General features: G+C 52.5%; 19 protein-coding genes. 17 read left to right on the top strand and 2 right to left on the bottom strand.

From position 1 onward, the window contains the following. The first annotated feature begins 36 nt into the window (after positions 1 to 36). Positions 37 to 666, top strand: coding sequence for a cysteine hydrolase (locus MCM46_02970; GenBank protein MCG3110766.1), 630 nt, complete (start codon positions 37 to 39; stop codon positions 664 to 666). Between the two features lie 50 nt (positions 667 to 716). Here the strand turns inward: MCM46_02970 and yrfG are convergent, their stop codons facing one another. Next, the gene (gene yrfG / locus MCM46_02965) at positions 717 to 1367 is read right to left on the bottom strand and encodes a GMP/IMP nucleotidase (protein ID MCG3110765.1); all 651 of its coding nucleotides are present in this window, start codon (positions 1365 to 1367) and stop codon (positions 717 to 719) included. A 31-nt stretch (positions 1368 to 1398) separates the two neighbouring features. After that, complete coding sequence (locus MCM46_02960; GenBank protein ID MCG3110764.1) at positions 1399 to 2148, bottom strand: iron-containing redox enzyme family protein; 750 nt, start codon at positions 2146 to 2148, stop codon at positions 1399 to 1401. Between the two features lie 169 nt (positions 2149 to 2317). Here MCM46_02960 and MCM46_02955 point away from each other — a divergent pair, with 169 nt between their 5' ends. The 16 genes from MCM46_02955 (at position 2318) to MCM46_02880 (ending at position 22724) form a co-directional block, all read left to right on the top strand. Continuing rightward, positions 2318 to 3601: an FAD-dependent monooxygenase gene (locus MCM46_02955; GenBank protein ID MCG3110763.1), complete on the top strand. Its 1284-nt coding sequence runs from the start codon at positions 2318 to 2320 to the stop codon at positions 3599 to 3601. Between the two features lie 149 nt (positions 3602 to 3750). Beyond that, on the top strand, positions 3751 to 6033 hold the full coding sequence (locus MCM46_02950; GenBank protein ID MCG3110762.1) for a tetratricopeptide repeat protein: 2283 nt from the start codon (positions 3751 to 3753) through the stop codon (positions 6031 to 6033). 305 nt (positions 6034 to 6338) lie between these two features. Continuing rightward, positions 6339 to 7502: a helix-turn-helix transcriptional regulator gene (locus MCM46_02945; protein MCG3110761.1), complete on the top strand. Its 1164-nt coding sequence runs from the start codon at positions 6339 to 6341 to the stop codon at positions 7500 to 7502. Positions 7503 to 8019: 517 nt separating this feature from the next. After that, positions 8020 to 8325: a PilZ domain-containing protein gene (locus MCM46_02940; GenBank protein MCG3110760.1), complete on the top strand. Its 306-nt coding sequence runs from the start codon at positions 8020 to 8022 to the stop codon at positions 8323 to 8325. A 195-nt stretch (positions 8326 to 8520) separates the two neighbouring features. Next, on the top strand, positions 8521 to 9144 hold the full coding sequence (locus tag MCM46_02935; protein ID MCG3110759.1) for a polysaccharide biosynthesis/export family protein: 624 nt from the start codon (positions 8521 to 8523) through the stop codon (positions 9142 to 9144). A 59-nt stretch (positions 9145 to 9203) separates the two neighbouring features. Then, the gene (locus MCM46_02930) at positions 9204 to 10847 is read left to right on the top strand and encodes a Wzz/FepE/Etk N-terminal domain-containing protein (GenBank protein ID MCG3110758.1); all 1644 of its coding nucleotides are present in this window, start codon (positions 9204 to 9206) and stop codon (positions 10845 to 10847) included. Then, a complete protein-coding gene (locus MCM46_02925) occupies positions 10825 to 11520 on the top strand; it encodes a CpsD/CapB family tyrosine-protein kinase (GenBank protein MCG3110757.1) in 696 nt (231 codons plus the stop codon). Before MCM46_02930 ends, MCM46_02925 begins: the two co-directional genes overlap by 23 nt. A gap of 80 nt (positions 11521 to 11600) precedes the next feature. Beyond that, entirely contained in the window at positions 11601 to 12935 is a 1335-nt protein-coding gene (locus MCM46_02920; GenBank protein MCG3110756.1) for a TIGR03013 family PEP-CTERM/XrtA system glycosyltransferase, read from the top strand. 46 nt (positions 12936 to 12981) lie between these two features. After that, positions 12982 to 14214: a hypothetical protein gene (locus MCM46_02915; GenBank protein ID MCG3110755.1), complete on the top strand. Its 1233-nt coding sequence runs from the start codon at positions 12982 to 12984 to the stop codon at positions 14212 to 14214. Positions 14215 to 14239: 25 nt separating this feature from the next. Next, entirely contained in the window at positions 14240 to 15145 is a 906-nt protein-coding gene (locus tag MCM46_02910; protein MCG3110754.1) for a DUF3473 domain-containing protein, read from the top strand. Positions 15146 to 15193: 48 nt separating this feature from the next. Further along, positions 15194 to 17158 carry an asparagine synthase (glutamine-hydrolyzing) gene (asnB, locus tag MCM46_02905; GenBank protein MCG3110753.1) on the top strand — a complete coding sequence of 655 codons (1965 nt, stop codon included), beginning with the start codon at positions 15194 to 15196 and terminating at the stop codon, positions 17156 to 17158. 112 nt (positions 17159 to 17270) lie between these two features. Continuing rightward, a complete protein-coding gene (locus tag MCM46_02900) occupies positions 17271 to 17540 on the top strand; it encodes an acyl carrier protein (GenBank protein MCG3110752.1) in 270 nt (89 codons plus the stop codon). Then, positions 17537 to 19048, top strand: coding sequence for an acyl--CoA ligase (locus MCM46_02895; GenBank protein ID MCG3110751.1), 1512 nt, complete (start codon positions 17537 to 17539; stop codon positions 19046 to 19048). The genes MCM46_02900 and MCM46_02895 overlap by 4 nt, the downstream gene beginning before the upstream one ends. A gap of 8 nt (positions 19049 to 19056) precedes the next feature. Further along, positions 19057 to 20046, top strand: a complete 990-nt coding sequence (gene nadE / locus MCM46_02890; protein MCG3110750.1) for an NAD(+) synthase — start codon at positions 19057 to 19059, stop codon at positions 20044 to 20046. Between the two features lie 30 nt (positions 20047 to 20076). Continuing rightward, the gene (gene xrtW / locus MCM46_02885; protein ID MCG3110749.1) at positions 20077 to 21630 is read left to right on the top strand and encodes an exosortase W; all 1554 of its coding nucleotides are present in this window, start codon (positions 20077 to 20079) and stop codon (positions 21628 to 21630) included. 44 nt (positions 21631 to 21674) lie between these two features. Beyond that, positions 21675 to 22724, top strand: coding sequence for a GNAT family N-acetyltransferase (locus tag MCM46_02880; GenBank protein ID MCG3110748.1), 1050 nt, complete (start codon positions 21675 to 21677; stop codon positions 22722 to 22724). Positions 22725 to 22727 lie beyond the last annotated feature (3 nt).

Raw genomic sequence — 22727 nt, 5'->3', positions numbered from 1 at the left:
GCGTCGTGCTCTCATGAACAACAGAAGGGGTGGGAGATGCCGGCTCGGAATCCCGATCTGCACGGCAATGTTCCGGACAAAGCGGACGTCGCCTTGCTGTTGATCGACGTGATCAACGACCTGGAGTTTAAGGAGGGGCGTGCGCTTCTCAAACGGGCATTGCGGGTCGCCGAAAAGATTGCGCAGCTGAAGAAGCGGGCGAAACGGGCGAATGTTCCCGTCGTCTACATCAATGACAACTTCGGGAAGTGGCGGTCGGACTTCAAAGGGCTGGTGGCCCATTGTCTTGACGATGACGTTTGCGGAGGACCTCTGGTCCAGAATTTAAAGCCTGAGCCGGAGGATTATTTTGTATTAAAGCCGAAGAACTCTGGCTTCTACTCCACCACCCTGGATGTTCTTCTCCATTATCTGAATGTGAAAACCTTGATTCTCACCGGCATCACAGGGGATAACTGCGTCCTCTTTACCGCGAACGATGCGTATCTTCGCGATTATTACCTGATCATTCCCTCCGACTGCGTGACCTCCCACAGCGAAACTGAAAACCGGCAGGCGCTTCGAATGATGAAGCGCCTGCTGAAAGCAGATGTTCGCCCCTCAAATTGGATACGCTTCTCTCAACCCGCTCGAGCCCGAGATCAACAGAGGCGGAAGTCGGCTTGAGAACGGGAGGTTCTATTGGAGTTCTCTGCATGTAGGCAGAATGAAAAAAGCTAAGGCAAAAGTTCGCCGAAGTGCCGGAGGGAGGGGAAGTTTTTGGAGTCGTCGCGGGGGACCCGGCTGCTGGCGTGGGTTTTAAAGAAGAGGTACTTGATCCCGAAGGCATGTGCGGCGAGAAGGACCTCTTCGTTGTCGTCGATAAAGAGCGAGCGTTCCTTATCGAACTGGAGCACCCGCTGGGCTCCTCTCCAGAAATGGACCTCTTCTTTCGGTAAGCCGATATCGCTGGAGCAGAGGATCACATCAAAGTAGGGGGTCAGGATCGTCTGGCCAAGCTTGATTTGAACCGTTCTGGGGTGCGCGTTGGTCACCAGGGCGATCTGCTTCTCCTCCTGCTTGAGAAAATGGAGGAACGGCTCCACGCCGGGATGAACCTGAACCCGGCTGCAGATGCTCTCCTTCAGCGCCACGATGTCGATGCCGAGCCGCCGCGACCAGTATTCGATATCGGTCCAGTTCAGCGTTTTCTCCTCCGCGCGATAAGCGGCGAGCAGTTGGCGTTTGGCCTCATCGAGCGGAATCTTTTTTAACTCCGAAAATTTCTCCGGGATCAACTCTTCCCAGAAGTAATCATCGAAATGTTTGTCGAGGAGGGTTCCGTCCATGTCGAGCAGGACGGAATCGATCTGATTCCATTCGATCATCCGGAGGGCCTCATACTTTATCGCAGGACCGTCAAGAGGGGCGGATCCCGGCTTCTTTGGCGACCCCTTCTCGATAGGCAAGCCAGAGTTCCAAAGAGCGATGGAGATGGTCGTAAACCCGCTTCCGTGAGGCGGGGGAAGTTGCATTCTGGAGCACAATCTGCCAGGCATCCAGCCGGTGACCATGTTCCACCAGGTAGTGGGCCCGAATCAGATCGAGCGCCGAGGAATCGAGTTGATGATGGCGGACCAGAAAATGATTTCTTAGGACCTCTTCGATGGGGGGAGCGGCGGGGGGATTGTCGCCGATCTCTTTTCGATCGTGAATGCTCCCCTCGACAAAAATGGTGATGACGGCGGTTCCCTCCAACCAGGAGGGGGAGAGGGTGACCTCATCCAGCCAGCGGCGGTAACGACGGCTGGCCGGCAGAAGAGAGATGCGCTGGAAGTGATTTTCCTGAAGTCCGAGCGCTTCCATCATTTTTAGGAAAAGCGCCGGGTGGGGCTTCCCGAGGCTCAAGCCGCCGGTCTCTTCTTCATATAAATTGGTGGCGAGGGGACGCCGGGCTTCGGCCGAGGGGGTTTTTGAATAAAGCCGTCCGAGAAAGATGGGAAAATCCCGAACGTAGACCGCATATTCTTGTTGATAATGAATCTTCAATTGCGCTTTGCTGATTTTGGGACCGGAGAAGCGGGTCCACGCCCAATGATTTTTCCCGTCCATAATGGATAGAAGCTGCTCCCTGAAATGCTCATCCGTCCACCGATCTTGCCGACTCAACGTTCCTCCTTATGACAGCGGTTCTATACAAAGTGAATCAACGATCCCGTCTGAAAAGGGATCACCGGCTTCCATCCTAAATGAGTGTATTCAAATATCGGGCGATCGTCAAATGGTAACTTGACGGGTCACGTGGGCTCAAGTAGAGTAGGGCCTCATGGAGGGAGTTGTGGTAAGACCCCAAAAATGGGATCTGATCATCGTCGGCAGCGGGGCGGGGGGGCTTGTTCTTGCGCTGGAGCTGGCGAAGAAGGGGCTTCAGATCGCAATCCTCGACCGGCAGCCGCATCCCGGTTCCCTTCCGAGGGGGGAGATCATCCAGCCGAACGGCCTCCGCCTTCTCGACCGGCTCGGCCTTCTTCCGGAACTTCTCGCCTCGGATATTTATCGAAATGAGCGTGTGGACTTCTTTCAAAAAAAAGGACCGCTTCTCTGCACCGTCGATTATCGTCTCCTCTCTGCTCCTTATTCCTATTCTTTGATCCTTCTCCCCAAGGTTGCACAGGACCTTCTCTTAAAGAAAATCGCTCAGAGATCGAATGTCTCTCTTTTTTGGGGGACCACTTTCCAAGGTTTCGTATATGAAGGGACGAAGCGGACCGGGGTAGAGGTCGACTGGAACGGGGAGAAAACAACATTGCGCGCGCCGGTGATCGTGGGGGGAGACGGCGTCCGCTCCGCGATTCGGACGGCGCTTCAGATCGAGCATCGGCTTCATCAATATAAGGATGGTTATTTGACGATGGTCGTAGATCGCCCCCCCGGGTTCGAGGGGGAAACGCGTTATTATCTCGGCCGCCGGGCAATCTTCGGCGCCTTTCCGGTCTCAAAGGAAAAAATTTATCTATTTTATATGGTTCCTTCCGGCCGTTTAGAGAGGCTTCGCGAGGGGAGCTTTGAGCAATTTAAAGAGAAAATCCTCTCCTTCCACCCCACCACCCGTTCCGTTTTAGACGCACCGCTCAAAGCGGTTTCTTCTTGGAAGGAAACCTCCTATATGCCCTGTTTTCTGGTTCGATGCCGGCGATGGGTCACGGACGGCGCCGCGCTGATCGGGGATGCCGCTCATGCGATGAACCCTCATGTGGCGCAGGGGAGAAATACGGCGATGGAAGATGGAATCGTTCTCGCGGAGGTTCTGGAGGAATGTTTCCAGAAGGGAGATTTTTCGGCGGAAGCGCTTTCGGACTACGAATCACGGCGGCGACCTTCCGTAGAGGCGCTCCAACGGCTTGGAGACGAGCTGACCTGGCTCTGGAACAGCGGTTTTCCTCCGGTCACCTGGGCGCGAGATCGGATCTTCCGGTCGATCCATTGCAAACGAGATCTCCATGATAAAATCCTGATGACGATCGCGGGATTAAAGGAGAGCCCCTTCCATTTAACCGATCGTTGGAGAGCGCTCCATCTTTGGGGCGGGCTTCCCGATGGTCCCGGAGAGAATCGAACATAGGTTGTCCTTTTTTGCAGAACCAAACCGGGAGAAGCCTGGCATGTCCGATATCTCTTCAGGAAGACCGCTCCAGGATTTGACATTTGTACTCTTCTCGGATACCTTCATGATCGATATGAATTAATTGAATAATCATGGAGAATCGTTCAATGCGCCTGACCGGAGGACCCTGGGTCCCGATGCTCCTTGTTCTCTATTTCGTTGTGTTGTCGTCTTGCACATCGGTGGAGGCAAAGCGGGAGAAGCACTATCAAAGGGGACAGGACTATGTGGCCGAAGAGAAGTACTCTGAGGCGGTCGTCGAGTTTAAAAATGTTCTCCAACTCGATCCGAATCATGTTGATGCGAAGTATCACCTGGGGCTTGCCTATCTGAAAATGGGCGGACCGGCCAATCTACGCAATGCTTTTAAGATGTTGAATGAGGCGGTTGAAAGAAAACCGGATCTCATCGATGCGCAAATCAAACTGGCCGGACTTTATTTGGCGTCGAACGACCTGAGCAAGGCAAAGGAAAAATCCGACCTGGTCCTCCAAAAAGAGCCAAACAGTGTCGATGCCCTTTTGGTGAAGGCCCGAATCGAGCAGAGGGAAGGCCGTCTGGACGATGCGGAGAAAACGTATCGTCAACTTCTCGATCTTGATTCGAAGCGGCTGTTGACCTACTATGAGTTTGCCGGCCTTCAGTTGCTGAAGAAGGATCCCGCATCGGCCGAGGCGCTTCTCCAGAAGGCACTCGCGATCGATTCCAAATCGGTTGAAAGCCATGTCACTCTCGCCCGGTTTTATCATTATAACCGGCAGCCGGCCGAGGCCGAGGCATTTTATCAAAAAGCGCTCGCCCTTTCCCCTCAGAACAAATCGCTCTATTTTGCCCTTGCGAATTTTTATACGATTGAAAAACGGACGGCGGAGGCGGAAACCAAACTCGTAGAGGCGAGTCAACTCGATGGAAAAGATCCCGAACCCTTTGTTGCGCTTGGTGATTTTTATGTCGGCCACCGTAAGATGCAAGAGGCGGAGCGTGCCTATCGGCAGGCGACGGATGCCAAGCCGGACGGAATGTTTAGCCGGAAGCGGCTGGCCGATTTTTACCTCAATCAAGGGAAGAAGAACGAGGCGGGAGGGATCATTGAGGAGCTTTTGACGAACAATGCGAACGATCCGGAAGGGCTTTTACTAAAGGGACGTCTTCTCCTGGCGGAGAATAAAAGCGGCGAGGCCGTGACCCTCATCCGGAAGGCGATTCAGTCGGAACCCGCTCTTCGTTCAGGTCATTACTTCCTCGGACTGGCTCATTTTGCAGATCATGATCTTCAGCAGGCGAAGTCGGCTTTTTCAGAGGCGCTCAACCAGAATCCAAAAGACGTCCGCGCCCGAACGGCGATCGCGGAGCTCCACCTCCAAGCGCGGTCGTTTGATCTTGCCATGACGGAATCTGAACGGGCGATTGAATTGGATCCTTCCAATATCAAAGCGCTCCTGATTTTGGGGGATGCGTCTGCATCGAAGGGGGAGATCAAAAAAGGGGAGAGTTCTTATCAGCAGATCATCAAATTGGCGCCGGATGAGCCGATCGGCTATTACAGGCTCGGTCTCCTCCGGCGCGGACAGAAAAGGGACCCGGAAGCGTTGACGTTTTTCGAGAAGGCATTATCGCTCAACTCGGACCATGTCGATGCTTTGGCGCAGATCGTTACGATCGATTTCTCAAGAGGGGATTCGGAAAAAGCGCTAAAACGGGTCACGACGCAGGTGGATGCATCGCCGAGAAACCCGGCTTTTTATAACCTGCTGGCAAAAGTTTATATCGCAAAAAAAGAGTTCAAGAAGGCGGAAGAGAGTTATCAAAGGGCAATCGAACTCGACCCGGATTATCTTGCTTCCTATGTTGATCTTGGGAACCTTTATGTTCAAGGGAAGCAGTTTGATCAGGCGATCCGAAAATTGGATGAGGCGATCAAGGTTAATCCGAACCTCCCCCAAATCTATATGACACGGGGGTCGATCTATGAGGCGCAGCAAAAGCATGATCAGGCGAGAGCCGACTATGAGAGAGCGCTGCAGATTGATCCCAACTTTGCGCCGGCCGCGAATAATTTAGCCTGGATTTATGCCGAACATGGGGGCAACATTGATCGTGCGCTGACCTTGGCGCAAATGGCCAAAGAGAAATACCCGGATGATCCTGCCATTTCCGACACCCTCGGCTGGATCTATTATAAAAAGAATGCCTTTCTGAAAGCGGTTTCTTTATTGGAGGAGAGCGCCCAAAAGTTATCCAAGAACCCGGTTGTTCGTTATCATCTGGGAATGGCCTATTACAAAAGCGGCCAGAATGGACTCGCTAAAAAGGAGTTGTCCGAATCATTAAAACTCGGAAAGGAATTTCCCGGCGCCGATGAGGCGGAAAGGACATTGAACGAGCTATAGTGCCGTTCCGAATCGACGTCGATGAGGCGTTGGATGGTTCTGCTAACTTACTGCCAATCTATTTTTGGGTAAGGTCGATTATTTATTATTAGTTATTGTAGGATAAATGAATTAAATTCGTAATGCCAAGATCGAGTGAGATCCGGTCAAGAGCGACGGTCTTCTTTCAAGCCGCTGTTTTTTAATGAAAACTTAAAATTCATTTCTTTAGATGACCTGAATTTCGATCATGGAGCCTCTCGGCGTCAAAAAATTGACTTTTGACCCGGATTCATGTTATTTAGGTATATTCCTCAGGTTCTGAGATGGTTGGTTCCATGATTTCTAATCAAAAGCGGCTTGCGGCCCGGCTTAAGAAAATCAATTCGAATGATCTTGACCTCGACTCCCTTTTCAACGAGATCTTTTCAGAAGTCAAAAAAGAGATTCCATTTCGGGCGGGATGGTTTTTTCAAACGAGTCCGAATACGTTGCAACTAATCGAATCTGCTCGGCAGATCTGGAACGGAGTGGCTCCTCCGGAAACGAACGGCGCGAATCCTGGCTCGTCGCTATTCCCGACCGTTCGACAACTGCTGCAAAAAGGGGCGCTCTGTATGCGGGGAGAGGAGTGGTGGAGCCCCTCTCGTCTCAGCAGCCATCCTATATATCAGAGAGTATTGAAACCCAATCAGCTTCACTTTGCCCTTATCCTTATTCTTCTGGATAGTGAGAAGAAGTGTAGAGGGTACATTACTCTTTGGAGAGAGAAGAATAAAGGCGACTTTACTGAGGAGAATCTTAAAGTATTAAGCCTTGTTTCCCCGATCATCGGAGCCCATTTAGAGAGAATGCCTATTTTTCAAAAGAATTCAATCGTTTCTGAGATCAGTGAGGAGGAGCTCCATCAGCTTGTTCGCCGGCGGGCCCAACCCGGTATCCTTATATTGAATCAGGACGGCCACATTCTTTATGTGAACCAGGATGCCAAAAGTCTTCTAGAAGCGCTTACAGCGAAAAGCCCTTCACCCTCTCCGAATCATAGTCCGCTTCCTCAAATCGTCTATCAACTTTATACCCAGTTTAAGGAAAACATCAACAGTGTAGGCCCGGATTTGCTTGGGTCGTCCATGCCGACGGTCAACCGAGTTTGCATCCATGAGGGGGTGGTCTTTCTTTTCCGGGCGCTTCTTTTACAGAAGCAAGGAACCAGTCGAGACTCCATGCATATTATGGTATTAATCGAAAAAGTATCCCAAGGGGTTCGGATTGATCAGTTTGTACAGTCGACAAACTTGACCGAGCGCGAACAGGCTGTTGTGCGGCTCCTTCTTGAAGGGAAAACGAATAAAGAAGTTGCATCGTGTATGAATATCGGGGAGTATACCGTCAAAGATCATGTCAAAAGAATCATGAAAAAATTAAACGTAACGACGCGAGCCGGCATTGTGGCGAAAATTCTTCACCAACACCTCCCTACCCAATCATAGGTAGCATTCCTAGGATCTCAAGATTTATCCTTGACCTTCCGAATAGTGATATAGATTAAATCTAATCATCCGTCGGGTTGAGAAGCGGAGTGATGTAACAGATGCTTGCAGTGCCCCCGTGCGGCATGGAATCTTTTGGTGGTGTCTAACCGAATGGATCACTGGAAATACATGATAAGAAGCGGGTCCCCCCTCTTTTGGGGGGATTGATATTTGGACGATTATCGCTTAGATTGTAACAATGTTTCGGCAAGAAAAAGGGTAGCGATGGACGGATCGCTACCCTTTTACCTCCCCTGAGTGGTGGTAAACGCTTCTTGTTAAGGAGGGTATCCCGGTGGATGAGATACATTTATTCATATATCATCTTTCAGGAATGCCTGTCAAGATTCCCTCCTTTTGAAATTGAAACAATCCTGTGAAGTATAGAGGCTCTTATCGGAGCCGTGCTTCGAACCCTGTGAGACAGAGTATTATTATGCCACGATTAACGAACTACCATGTAGGAAGGGCAAGCATGGCGAAAGAAATCGATCGAGAACGGAGGGAATCAGAGCGGTATGGGCTTCGTACAAAAGTAATGTATGAGCCCTCCGCGGGACTGGACCTTAAAGAAAAGGTGCATGCTGGAAGAACGATCAATATCAGCAGTGGGGGGTTTTGTCTGAAGACAGAAACACCTCTATCGCAATCCCAGATCATACGGGTAAGCATCCCTATCCCAAAAGTAAACGCGATGTCGCCCACATTGGCAGAGGTGTGTTGGGTAGAGGGGCTGAAGAAGCAAAAGGGATATTGGGTCGGCCTTCGTTTTCTCTTATAAATAAGGAAAGGGCAGCGATGGCCAGATCGCTACCCTTTCAGTTTCCTTAAGATTGATCGTCCCATAAGGCGGGGTATCTCCACGATGGGGGAGATACAGGTGCTGTATATCACGATATAAAGACCTGTGTCAATATCCCCTCCTCCCGCACCCGCGAGTTGGACGAGGGGATTTTTGTTTATGACTGGAGGAAATGTGTCTGTCGGAAAGTATTTCATCGGGATCTTTTTAGGGTTGGTTCTACTGACGAATGGCGCCTGCGCCAAACGCCAAGGAACGGTTTCTCAATCTGAGAATCAAACGGCGGAGATGCAGGAATCGACCATTTCAGCCTCTGAAGAATATATTCTTGGCGCGGAAGATGTCGTAGAGATCCTTGTTTGGAGAAATGAAGCGCTTTCCCGGACGGTGTCGATCCGTCCCGATGGTAAGATTTCACTTCCGATTATCGGTGATTTACAGGCGGCCGGCTTGTCCGCAACGCAGTTGCGCGATTCAATCAAAGAACATCTGCAGGAGTTCAAAGAGACGCCCGAGGTCTCGGTCATCATCCGAGAAGTCAACAGTCTGGCCGTTTTTATCCTGGGAGAGGTCGCCCGTCCCGGAAAACTTCAGCTTAGAAGCGAGACGACCCTCCTTCAGGCCTTGTCCTTATCGGGCGGGTTCACCCAGTATGCAGATCCGGATAATATTCTCCTCTTGCGGAGAGAGAGGGGTGGTGAGACGCGGATCCGCGTCCGCTACAAAGACATCGTCAATGGCAGGAATCCCGACGGAAATGTTCTTCTCCGTCGAGGGGATACCATTTTAGTTCCATAACTTTCCACGGCTCACGACGTAAAAACAAGAATCAATCCGTAGCGAAGGATAGAATGAAGATGGAAGAGACGAACCAAGATCTTCTACAGCTTGTACGCGATTACCTTGGGATGATTTGGCGCCAAAAAATGTGGATCATCCTTCCGCTGATCGGAGGAATCCTCATCGCCGGCGTTCTGATCGTGAAATTGCCCAAAATCTATCGATCCACGACGCTCATCCTAGTGGAAGCGCAGAAGGTTCCGGAGGAGTATGTCAAGTCGGCCGTCTCCGGGACGGTGGAAGGCCGCCTCTCGACCATCCAGCAGCAGATCATGAGCCGGAGCCTTATTGAAAAAATTATCAATAAGTTTGGGCTCTATCCGGAAAATTCCAACGGTGTGATCACGGAAGAAGCGATCGGAAGGATGCGAAACAATATTGAAGTCAGAACGACTGTGGCGAGGAACAACAATATCGAAGCCTTTTCCCTTTCTTTTCAGGGAAAAGATCCGGTGATGGTGATGAATGTGACCAACGAGCTCGCCTCTCTTTTTATCGAGGAGAATCTGAAGATCCGAGAGCAGTTGGTGGAGGGGACCACTGAATTTCTCGATAACGAGTTAAAAAACTTGAAAGAGACGCTGGAGCGGCAGGAGGCCCGGATCGGGGAGTTCAAACGGATGAATATGGGAGAACTTCCCCAGCAGCTGGAGGCGAATCTTCGTTCGCTCGATCGGATTCAGTCGGACCTTCTGGCGACTCAATTGGCCAAACGATCCGCACAAGACCGAAAACTGGTTCTTGAGAAAACAATCGAACTGACGCGGCAGCGGATCGAGAGGGCAGCCAATCAGGAACGGGGAATCGAAGACAATGCCCTTCTCGAATCGGGGATCGCACCTCCTACCACAGAGAGAGCCCCCTCTCAGCAGATGCTTAAGTTGATCCAAAAGAAAATGGATCTTGCCAATCTGCAGACGGAATATAAGGAGACTTATCCCGATATTATTATGCTGAAGCGGGAGATTCAAGAGCTGGAGGATCAAGTCGCCCTCACCGAGATGAGCGAGGCGGGAACGCTCCCGGCGGGATTGAGAGAGCCGGGCCAAAGCAACCAGAATGATCGAAGAAGAGCGCCGTTGAGGGTGCCGATGGGCTTTGAGCTGGAGCGGGCGCACATCGCCGAAAGCCAAAGGCAGATTCAGGCGATTGAAGTGGAACTGAACACACTGACAGAGCGAGAGATCGGACTTCAACGACAGATTCAACTCTATGAGAGACGGGTCGAAAGTGTGCCGGCCCGGGAGCAGGAACTCGCTGTTTTGGAGCGAGACTATGAAAACACCAAGAAAAACTATGAGTCGCTCCTGGACAAGAAGCTAAACGCACAAATCTCCGAAAACCTCGAAAAGCGGCAAAAGGGAGAGCAGTTCCGTATTCTGGATCCGGCCAATCTTCCGGAAAGACCTTTCAAGCCGGTTCCGCTTCAAATTGGTTTGATGGGAATTGCCGGCGGGCTGGGGTTGGGCGTTGCGCTTGCTTTTATTCGCGAGAAACTCGACAGCTCCATCCGCAAGCCGGAGGAAGTGGAACGGATTACGTCCGTGCCGGTCCTTGCCTCGATTCCGGATTTCGACGAAGAACTGATGATCACTGAGAAGTACTTGAGCAAAACCGCGGTGAATGATGAGAAAACAAATGGCGAAACGAGTCATACCTGATTTTCAGGAAGGAAAGGGGGAGGAGTTGGTGACCTTGACCCGACGGGCTTCCCTTGCCTCCGACCGGTACCGAATGCTTTTTGCAAAGGTGGATCAACTCTGCCGTACACCGGAGAAAAAGTTGATCGCGCTGACCAGCTCGATCAAAGGGGAGGGAAAAACAACCACCACAGCCAATCTCGCGGTCGTGGCTGCCCGGGACTTTGGGAAGCGGTGCCTGGTTATTGACGGCGATTTTAAAAACCCGACGTTGGCAAAAAAGTTCGCCATGCCGGACGAATCGGGTTTGATCGACGTCATCGAGGGAAAGGTCCAGCTTGGAAACGCGCTGAAAAGAGGGCCGGTCGAGAATTTGGCCATTCTCCCGATGGGACACCGATCGGGCAAAGAGAATAATATATGGACGACGGAAGAGATTAAGCATGTTTTGACCGAAGTGCGGGCTTGGTTTGATTACGTTTGGATCGATGCCCCGCCGATTCTTCCCCTTTTTGATATGAGCTTCATTTCGGATTCGGTCGACGGCACCCTGATTGTGGTCCGAGCCGGGGAGGTTCCCGAGCAGGTTCTTGCCCAGGCAATCAAATCACTCGGTTCTTCGAAGATTATCGGAAGCGTTCTCAACAGAGCCAAGATGGATTGGCCTTCCCGGTATTATGAGTATGGATATTAGCAGACAGCAGTAACGGGCATCAGAACATCGCGTTGTCGGTTTTTCAAGCATTTTGACCTTCTTTCTGGTGGATTTGGAAAATGATTCGGATTTTTAATCGTTATCTCCCGATTCGGGATACCGTTTACTTCGTTTTGGAAAATGCCCTCATCCTTCTCTTCCTGATGTGGTCTACGACCATGAAAAGCGGGTGGCCCAATTTAATCCTGGTCCCGCTCGTCGTCCAGGTTTGTCTCTATTACAATGAACTGCATCCCTCCTTCCCCCGATTTTCACTGAAAGAGTTCTGGGTAAAGCATCTTCAGTCGATCCTGCTGGCGGGGGGAATTCTCTTCGGAATTTACCTGGTCACCCCTGTTGAGATCGCATCGACAGCCCGTTTCTGGAAGCATCTGGCTTTTTCCCCCTTCATCCTGATCGGACTTCGCCTCGGGTACCAGGCGCTGGTCGCCGTGCGACGATGGGAGACCCCTGTTCTCATCATCGGTTCGGGACAGGTTGCAACCCTTTTGATGGATACGCTGACTCGACACCGGAATTTGGGTTATCGGCCCGTTCAATTCAAATGGGATTTAGGCTCCCCGGATAAGCTGGGAGAAGAATGGGAAAAACTGGGAAATGTGCTCGGGATGCATCAGGTCCGCAAGGTGGTGATCGCATTGAATGATCGACGGAGGCAGCTTCCGGTCGAGGCGCTCCTCAACCTTCGGGTGCAAGGGGTCGAGGTGATCGAAGGCGTTTCTTTTTATGAGCAGATTTCGGGCAAGATCCTTGTGAAACCCCTTCGGCCGAGCAGCCTGATCTTCAGCGAAGGGTTCAACCGGATGAGGATTATGCACCTATCGAAGCGCGCGCTGGATATCTTTCTTGCCTCCATCGGCTCGATCGTTTCCTTGCCGATCTTTGCGATCCTTGCCGTTTTGATCAAGCTCGATTCGAGGGGGCCGATCTTTTATCGCCAGGAGCGGGTGGGAGAAAAGGGAAAAACCTTCATGGTGATTAAATTCCGCTCGATGCGCCAGGACGCCGAGACAAAAACGGGGCCGGTCTGGGCCAGTGAAAACGACCCGCGCGTGACGCGACTGGGAAGGATCATGCGGTTGCTCCGTCTCGATGAGATTCCTCAGATGATCAACGTCCTCAAGGGAGAAATGAGCTTTGTCGGCCCGCGGCCCGAAAGGCCGGTCTTCGTAGACCAGCTTCGGAAGAAAATCCCCTATTATGACCTTCGCTTTACCGTCAAGCCCGGACTCACCGGCTGGGCTCAGATTAAATATCAATATGGATCGACCGAAGAAGACGCCCTTGAGAAGCTCCAATATGATCTCTACTACATCAAGCATCTTTCTCCCTTCTTTGACCTGACCATCGTGATGGAGACCATTCAGGTGATCTTGGGAGGAAAGGGACGATGAAGCGGCGCGGATGTGGAGGGGAGCGAGCCGGAGAACGGGGAACCGATTGAGGGCGCCCAATACCCGACACCGCCTTTTTTTCTCAAGACGCTTCAGAGGGTGGGTTCGATGGATCACACCGGTTTTGGTTCTCCTCATCGGTTTTCATGAAAACGCCGAGGGGATCAGCACGCTTTCCCCTTCTCTCGCCCTTTCGGAAAGATACAGCGACAATTTTTTCTTCTCGGAAATAGAGGCCAATCGAGAAGGTGATTTCACGACAATGGTGGGTCCGCAATTGACGTTGACTGTCAACGAAAGGAATTGGAATCTATCTGCAAGGTATGAGGGGACTGCGGAGTTTCATGGGCGCCATCCGGAAGAGAACCAGTATGGGCAAACGCTTGGGGTCGATCTTCATCTTCCATTCGTTTCACAGCGGGTCAGAGGGCTCGATGTCCGCATCACTGAAAGTGTCGCTTATGTGCCGGAGCTTCCCGCTTTTTCTTTCGGTCGGAGCGGTGATCCTCTCTCGCCGGAAGCCAACCAGGGGATTCAGGTCGGCCGAATCAACACGTTTCGAAACCGCGCCGGGGTGACCCTCGATTATGGCTGGACCCCTCTCTTCAGCACGGCTCTTTCCTATTCCCATCTCATCAACCGGTATCAGGGAGGGGCTCTGGAGGATTATGTCGTCCATGAAGGGGGGCTCAGCGGTCACTACCAGGCATCTCGAAACCTTCAATGGAGGGTCTCTTATTCGTCTTCCCTCAACGATTATGAAGGCGCCGATTCGGTCCTGGCGCATCGATTTGACATCGGAGAGCTTTATCAGTTCAGTCCGACTTTTAGAGTGAATATCGGGGCGGGCGCCGCACTCCTTCCAGGGGACTCGACGCAGTGGACATTGAGCGCGGGGATAGAGAAGGCCGGTCCGCTTGGAAGCCTCTTGCTTCAATACAACCGCGGAATCGGAACCGGCGGCGGGGTGACGACGACGCCGACCCTCACCCAAAATCTGGTGGCCGAGGTCACGCAGACCTTGGGACGGTCGGCATCGGTCTCCCTCCGTCTCGGCTATGGCGCCAACGAAGCCCTTTCCGGGTCCCCTCTGGAGATCTCCACCCAGGAGGTCGGGATAGGAATGCAGGTAAGCCTCCTCTCCTGGCTGAGCGGAGGGGTGAATTATTCCTATTTGAACCAGCGGACGGAAGGGGGGGGGACTGATCGGGGCGCCCGGAGGAATATGGTGTTGGTTACCTTGACGGCCGCGGCGCCGCCGTTGAGGATCATGCAGTAAAATAGAGACGAGGATGGGGCAAGCGATGGACGGTCGGTTGAACGCACTGACGATAGACGTTGAAGATTATTATCAGGTCTCCGGTTTTGAGTCTCACATACGGTTCGAGCAGTGGCCCGATTATGAGAGCCGGGTGGTCGGAAACACCTGGCGTCTTCTTGAAATGCTTCATTTTCATCGGGTGAAGGCCACCTTTTTCACCCTCGGGTGGATTGCGGAGCGATATCCCCAGGTTGTCCTTGCCATCCATAAAGAGGGCCATGAAATCGCCTCTCACGGCTACCGACACCGCCTCGTTTACAACATGAGCCGGGAGGAGTTTCGGCAGGACACCGAACGGTCGAAAGGGGTTTTGGAAGACCTCTGCGGGGTGCCGGTCGTCGGTTATCGGGCGGCGAGTTATTCGATCATCCAAGAGACCCTCTGGGCACTGGATGTCTTGCACGAATTAGGGTTTCAATATGATTCGAGTATCTTCCCGATCCACCACGACCGCTATGGAATTCCGGACGCGTCCCGCTTCCCTTATTACCATATGCTTTCGGAGGGACGAAAACTGTTAGAGTTTCCATTGTCGACGGTCCGGTTTATGGGGCGCAATGTCCCGATTGCGGGGGGAGGATATCTTCGCCTTTTCCCTTATCGGTTCATTCAGTGGGGAATCCGGCAAATCAACGAACGGGAAAACGCGCCGGCGAATATCTATCTGCATCCGTGGGAAATCGACCCAAGCCAACCGCGGATTAACGGTTCACGGCTTTCGCAGTTTCGGCATTATCTTAATCTTGATAAGACGGAATCGCGTCTCCGACAACTTCTCCTTGATTTCCGCTTCGCGCCGCTGCGGCGGCTGAAGGAAGAGATCGAAGACCAAAATCGGCCTGCAGAACCGGAAAAGCAGCAGAGCGTTCCGATCGAGAATCGAGGTTAACTCCCGATTTATTTCCTCGGACGCTCATGGGTTCGAGTGGAGAAACAAATGTGTGGTATCGCAGGAATTTGGAATTTTAAATCGAAGGCCCCGGTTGATCCGGCGCTGTTGGGGCGGATGGTCCATACGCTGGATCACCGCGGTCCGGACGATTCGGGGATCTACCTTTCGGGCGACGTCGGGCTGGGCCATACCCGGCTGAGCATCGTCGATCTCTCCGGCGGGCATCAACCGATGTGCAACGAGGACGGGTCGATTTGGGTGGTTTTTAACGGGGAGATCTATAACCATCCCGAGCTTCGAGCGGCTTTAGTCAATAAAGGGCATACGTTTAAAACCCATTCCGATACGGAAGTGATCGTCCATGCCTATGAAGAGATGGGAGAGGGGTGTGTAAGGGCATTCAACGGCCAGTTCGCTTTTGCACTATGGGATGGGAAACGTCGCGAACTTTTTATCGCGCGAGATCGGATGGGGGTCCGCCCTTTCTTTTATGCCGAACACAATGGACGTTTCCTTTTCGGTTCGGAGATCAAAGCCCTCTTTGAAGATCCGACATTGCCGCGGGAAATCGATCCGTTTGCCGTCGATCAGGTCTTCACCTTCTGGTTCCCGATTCCGCCCCGGACCGGCTTCGCCGGTGTAAACGAACTTCCCCCCGGGCATACGATGACGGTGAGCGAGAAGAGAACGCGGATCAATCAGTACTGGAAGCTTGAATTTCCCGCGATCGAAGGATCGCGTGTTCCGAGTCCTCGTCCCGAAAAGTGGTATACCGAAGGGCTGATGGCGCTCCTGGATGAAGCGATTCAAATCCGCCTTCGCGCCGATGTGCCGGTTGGCGCTTACTTAAGCGGGGGGCTGGACTCGTCCGTGATCACGGCCCTCTCCAAACGCCGGATCAACGATCAACTCAAAACATTCTCGATCGGGTTCGAGGCGGAGGACTTCGATGAAACCGCCTTCCAATCGGAGGTCGTTCGCCATCTTGGGACGGAACACCGCGCCTTTCGATGCCTCAGCACGGAGATCGGGGCGGCGTTCCCGGCGGCGGTGTGGCACATGGAGCGGCCGGTCATTCGGACGGCGCCGGTTCCGATGATGCTTTTGGCCAAAGGGGTCCGGGAATCGGGGATCAAAGTCGTTCTGACCGGGGAGGGGGCCGATGAAGTGTTGGCCGGGTATGACATTTTCAAAGAGGCGAAGGTAAGGCGATTCTGGGCCCGCGCTCCGCAGTCTCGGATGCGCCCGCTTCTGCTCCGGCGTCTTTACCCTTACCTTTCCGATATGAAGGGACAAGCCGCCGCTTATCTGACTGCGTTTTTTGGCCAGGGCTTGGAGGAGACGAACGACCCGTTTTACTCCCACGCTCCCCGTTGGCGGGTGACCTCCCCGATCAAAGGGCTTTATTCGGAAGGCATGAGGGAGAAGTTAAAGGGATACGACCCGATCGCCGAGCTTCGCGACCAATTGCCGTCGGCCTTCTCGACATGGCATCCCCTCTCGCAAGCGCAATATCTGGAGTCGGCCTATCTTCTTCCCGGGTATATTCTCGCTTCTCAAGGGGACCGGATGGCGATGGCGCACGGCGTCGAAGGGCGGTATCCATTTTTAGATCACCGGGTGATCGAATTTGCGGCGAATGTTCCGCCAATTTTTAAGTTGAAACGCTTAAGAGAAAAACATATTCTACGTGAAGGGGCGGAGGGGTTACTCCCTCCAGCTATTTTGAATAGAGAAAAACAGCCTTATCGCGCCCCGGATCAGGCCGCGCTTTTTCCGGAGGGAAAAGGGTTCGACTATGTGGATGAAGCCCTTTCCTCGGAACGACTTGAAGAGGCCGGATTTTTTTCTGCGAAACCACTCAACACGCTTCTTGCAAAATGCCGCCGTCAGGAGAAAATGGGAATAAAAGATGGGATGGCGTTGGTGGGGTCATTGTCGGTTCAATTGTTATACAAGCAGTTTGTAAAGGGGAAAGTAGAAACAGGCGCAAGGGGAGTGCTTCAATAGAATCGAAGGGCTATCTTAAGTAGATATATTTACCCTTCGATAAGAGGCGGGGATCAGCCTCGGGTGTGAAATGAGGGTATACTTAAAACATATAGGAACCGGAGGGATATACTTGGGGAACACAATTAACGAGAAGTTGCGTGAATTTATTACAGACAATTTCCTTTTCGGAGATACGTCGAAAGCGTTAAACGACGGAGATTCTTTCTTGGAAAAGGGGATCATCGATTCGACCGGGGTGGTCCATTTGGTTTCTTATGTCGAGGAGGCTTTCGGAATCACCGTCAATGATGAAGAGATCCTTCCGGAAAATTTCGATACCATTTCTCGGCTCGCCCAGTTCGTTCAGAAGAAAACAGGGGTCGTCACAGGATCTGCATGATGAGATTGGAAGAGGTGATCGCTCAGACAATCGAGCGCTGGCCAAACCGCACGGCGATCGTCCATAAAGACCGAAGCTGGACCTATGCCGAGGTGGGAGCGCGTGCGGCCGAGCTTAAAAAGAAGCTGTCCAAGGCGGGATTCTCCGAAGGAGACAGGGCCGTTTTATGGATGGAGAATTCTGCAGAGTATGTTGCCGCCTATCTGGCGGTGATGGGGCTGAGAGGGGGCGTCGTCGCGCTGCACCCGCAGATGTCCATCTCCGAGGTCTCTCGGATCATCACCCATGTCGGCGCGGCCGGTTTAATCGTCTCTCCTTTGATCCGGGCATGGACTTCGGGTGAGTTCGAGTCGACCTGTTTGCGGTTCATCCTCAGGGACGATGAGACGATCCGGTGCCATGGTGCCGGTGAAATGGAAAAAAGTCCGGCCGGCCTGGCTCAAATCATCTACACCTCCGGCTCGACGGGGCGGCCGAAGGGGGTGATGCTTTCTCACCAAAATCTGATTTCGAATACCCGATCCATCCTAGCCTATCTTCAGTTGAGTTCGGAAGATTCCATCGTAGCGGTTCTTCCGTTTGTCTACGCTTACGGCAATTCGGTCATGCTCACCCATTTGTTCGTCGGTGGAAAAATCGTAATCGAAAACAGTTTCGTCTATCCAAACCTGATTTTGGAGCGGATTTCAAAGGAGCGGGTCACCGGCTTCTCCGGTGTTGCGTCAACCTATACCCTTCTGTTGAATCAATCGAATCTCAAGGCGGACTCATTTCCGGCGTTGCGTTACTTGACGAATGCCGGCGGTCCGATGCCCTCCGGGCTCCTCGGCAGGCTGCGCTCTCTTTTTTCGGAAAAAGAGATCTATGTCATGTATGGCCAGACCGAAGCGACGGCGCGGTTGACCTATCTTCCTCCGAATGCGCTTTCTCAAAAAGCCGGGTCCGCGGGGAGACCCGTCCCCGGCGTCGCGTTGAAAATCGTAAAAGAGGGGGGAGCGGTTGCCCGTCCCGGTGAAACCGGGGAGGTTTATGCGTCCGGGGAGAATATCATGCAGGGGTATTGGAACGATCCGGAGGCGACCGCCAAAGCGTTGGAGGGAGGATGGCTACGGACCGGAGATATGGGACATTTGGACGAAGAGGGATATCTGACCATTGTCGGCCGCAACAGCGAGATGATCAAATCGGGCGCCTATCGCATCAGCCCGGTCGAAATTGAAGAGGTGCTCCTCCGCCATCCGGCGGTGAAAGAGGCCGGGGTCGTCGGCGTCGATGATGCCATTTTAGGAGAGGCGATCTGCGGCGTGGTCGCTCCAAAAGAGGAGCATCAACCGACCGACATGGAGCTGCTCGCCCATTGCGCCCGCCATCTCGCCCCTTATAAAAGGCCCAAGGTGATTTGTCTGGTGAAGGAGCTTCCCAAATCTTTTTCCGGCAAGGTGTTGCGGCAGGAGCTTCGCGAAATCAGCCGGACGGTGTTTAAATCACCGGTGCGAACGGCCCATTAGGAGTAAAAATGTCGATGAAGAAATTTTCCAAGGATGTTTTAAATATCAATGCCGCCGAGGTGACCGAGAAGATCGAGAAAGCCTTGCGGGAACAGGTCGCTCAATTGAAAAGAAGAGGAGTGGTCGTCGGCCTCTCGGGCGGCATCGACAGCAGCGTGACTGCGGCCCTTTGCACTAAGGCGTTGGGGCGTGAGCGTGTCTTGGGGTTATTCATGCCGGAGCTCGACTCCTCCGACGACAGCATGAAGCTCGGCCGGCTTTTGGCCGATGCTCTCGGAGTCGAGAGCGTTGTCGAGGACATCGGACCGCTTCTGGAGGCGGCCGGCTGTTATCGAAGAAGAGACGAAGCGATCCGGGCGCAAGTCCCAGAATATCGAAAAGGGTATAAGTCGAAGATCGTCTTGGCCAATATTTTGGAGAAAGACGGCTTTAATTTCTTCCACCTGGTCGTCGAGTCGGACAAGGGGGAGAGGAAGACGGTCCGTTTGAATGTAAAGTCCTATCTCGGGATCGTCGCCGCCACCAATATGAAACAACGGGCCAGAAAGTTTTTCGAATACTACCATGCAGATCGGCTCCAATATGTGGTTGCGGGAACGCCGAATCGGTTGGAGTATGATCAAGGTTTTTTCGTGAAGAACGGCGACGGCGCCGCGGATATCAAGCCGATCGCCCATCTTTATAAAACCCAGGTTTACCAATTGGCCGCCTATTTGGGGGTTCCCGCCGAAATTCGCCAGCGGCCGCCGACGACCGATACCTATTCACTGCCGCAATCGCAGGAGGAGTTTTACTTCTCGCTCCCCTATGACAAGATGGACCTCTGTCTCTATGCGAAGAACGCAGGTGTCTCCGCCGCCGAGGTGGCGGGGGAGATCGGCTTAACCGCTCAGCAGGTGGAGCGGGTCTATCGGGATATCGACGCCAAAAGAAACGCCACCCGCTATATGCATTCCAAACCATTACTGGTTGAAGAGGTCGGCGAGATTCTCATCTGAGGGGCCGATCCCTTTCGTTAGACACGACTTATGAAACTTACAAGCAAATCAGTCATTCTTGCGAATGCCAAAGAGAATTTTTTAATCAATGGGCAGATTCTCGGTTTGGCAGGTTTTCTCATTTTCGCCCTCGCTTTTTGTTATGCCCAGGTGTTTGTGACCCTGGTCCGTCTCTGGTGGAACAACGACATTTACTCGTATGGCTTCCTTATCCCCTGGATCAGCCTTTATCTGGTCTGGGTTCAAAGAGAGAAGCTGCGCGTGATGGCGCCGGCCCCGGACCTTTTGAAAGGGGGTCTCTTACTTCTGGCCGGTTTAATGATCCTGGCGCTCGGTCAGGCCAGCGGGATTGCCTTGCTGGAAGAGCTCTCGTTGATTGTCACTCTGGCGGGTGGGGTTCTTCTGCTCCTGGGAAAGCGGTTTCTTTATCGCTTGTGGCTTCCGATCGCCTATCTTCTTTTTATGATCCCCGTTTGGGGGTTCATTACGGAACGGCTCCATCTCCCCTTTCAGCTTTTTTCGGCGAATCTGGGGACAAAGCTTTTACAATTCGGGGGGATTCCGGCTTATCGGAATGGAATCTATATCGAGTTGCCGAATATTATCTTGGAAGTGGCGAATGCATGCAGCGGGGTCAACTACCTGATCGCCGTGATCGCGATCGGGATCCCGATGGCCAATCTTTTTCTCAACGGGTGGTGGCGAAAAGCGGTTCTGATCGGATTTTCGGTCACCATCGCGGCTTTCAGCAACGTGTTGCGGGTGGCGCTGATCGGAACCCTTTCTTATTACGGAATTGCAGGAGACCTTCACGGCCCCCTCCACATCCTGCAGGGACTTTCCGTCTCCATGATCGGCTATGGGGCCATTTTTGCGGGGGTGTGGTTTCTCTCGCATCCTGCGACTCCGGCGGAATCCTTTGGAAAGGCTCCGGCGCCGGAATCGCGTCGGCTCCCCATTCTGAAGCAGGAGACGATGTACCTCGGCCTGTCGGTCTGCGCCGTTTTATTGTTGGCCGGGAGTTATCTTCATTTCTATCAACGGTCGTCGGTTCCGTTGAAGCGAAGCCTGGGGGATTTTCCCGTTCAGGTCGGAGGCTGGATCGGGAAAGAAACGTCACCGGACGATTCCTTCAGTGACAATTTTGGCGTGGATCAGGAGCTTTCGAGGAGCTACCGTACTATTTTCGGCGAGTCTGTTCGTTTTTATATCGGATATTACCAATACCAGGACCATGGGAAAGAGCTGGTTCACTATAAAATGCTTGAACTTCATCGGAAGGCGGAAAAAATAAAAGCCGGCGTCGACGGTCGCAACGTCATCGAGGTGAATCGCGTCGTGGACGAAAATGCAAAGAAGGTCACCTTCTTTTGGTACCATTTGTACGGGAGCGACGTCTCGGATTGGTATCAGGCAAAAAAAGAGATGACGATTCAGTCTTTGTTCAGAGGAAGGACCCACGGCGCCGTCGTCATGGTCACGGCCGACCTGTCTCATCCGGAGGATCTTGAGAAGGCATCCGCACACAGTGCCTCATTTATAGAGGTGATCCGACCTCTGCTTCCCAAATTCTTACCCCAATGAGCCGCGAAAATAAAATAGACAACAAAATAAACGTTGTCACTTCGATGGAGCAGTGGAGGGAGCTTTCCAAAGAGTGGAACGATCTCCTTCACCGGTCGGGGTCGAACCGCGTTTTTCTCACATCGGAATGGCTTTACTCCTGGGCGGAGTGTTTCCTTAAAGAAGACCGCGCGCTCTATATCCTGACGGTTTACAATGACAAGACCCTTATCGGGATCGCCCCCTGGTGCATACGGAAAGCGCGATACGCAGGCTTTCCGATGCGGCGGATCGAATTTCTCGGAACGCCCGAAACCGGATCGGATTATCTCGACGTCTTTGCAAAAAAGGGGAAAGAAAAAGAGGTCGCCCGATCGATTTATCATTTTCTTTTTGGCGTGGGGGCTTCTCAGTGGGACTGTTTCGGGTTTCTCGATATCCCTTCCGATTCTTTATTCCTTCTTCACTTCATGGAGCTGATGCAGGAGGATGGAAAGTATCTGGAGGTGGAAGCGGGGGCCTTTTGCCCGATTTTTGCCCTTCCAAAAACCCGCGAAGACTTTTTGGCGAAACTCTCTTACAGCCGAAGACAGCGCTATTTAAGGGACTCCAGAATTCTAGAAAAGGAAGGGGATGTCCGACATGACTCCATTAAATTGGAGTCGGGGCTGGCGCTGAAGGAATTCAGAGCGCTTTACCAGAAGCGGTGGACCGATTCGGACCCCCTCTTCCTTTTCCTGGAGCAGGCGCTCCTCCGTTTTCAAGGGGGGGATCAGGTTCAACTCGATCTTTTGAATGTCAACGGAAGAATGGTGGCGGGACTTCTTCATTTACGGTATGGGGAGAGCCTTTCGCTTTACCTGATGACGGTGGATCACACCTTCAATAAAACCATCAGCATCGGCAATATTCTGGTCGGACGATCGATTGAAAAGGCGATGGCGGAAGGATTTTCCGAATACAACTTTCTCAAGGGGAACGAGGAGTACAAGTTTTATTGGGCCGACCAAGGGGACCGCTCGCTCCACCTCTTTTTTTATAAACGAAGATGGCCTCTGCTGATCTGGCTGACGGTTCGATTTTTAAAATCGATCGCCAAAATTTGGGTGAGATAGTTT

The sequence above is a fragment of the Candidatus Manganitrophus morganii genome (assembly GCA_021651055.1).
Lineage (GTDB): Bacteria > Nitrospirota > Nitrospiria > SBBL01 > Manganitrophaceae > Manganitrophus > Manganitrophus morganii.
The sequence above is the reverse complement of the archived record's forward strand: the minus strand, read 5'-3'. Positions and strand labels throughout refer to the sequence as shown.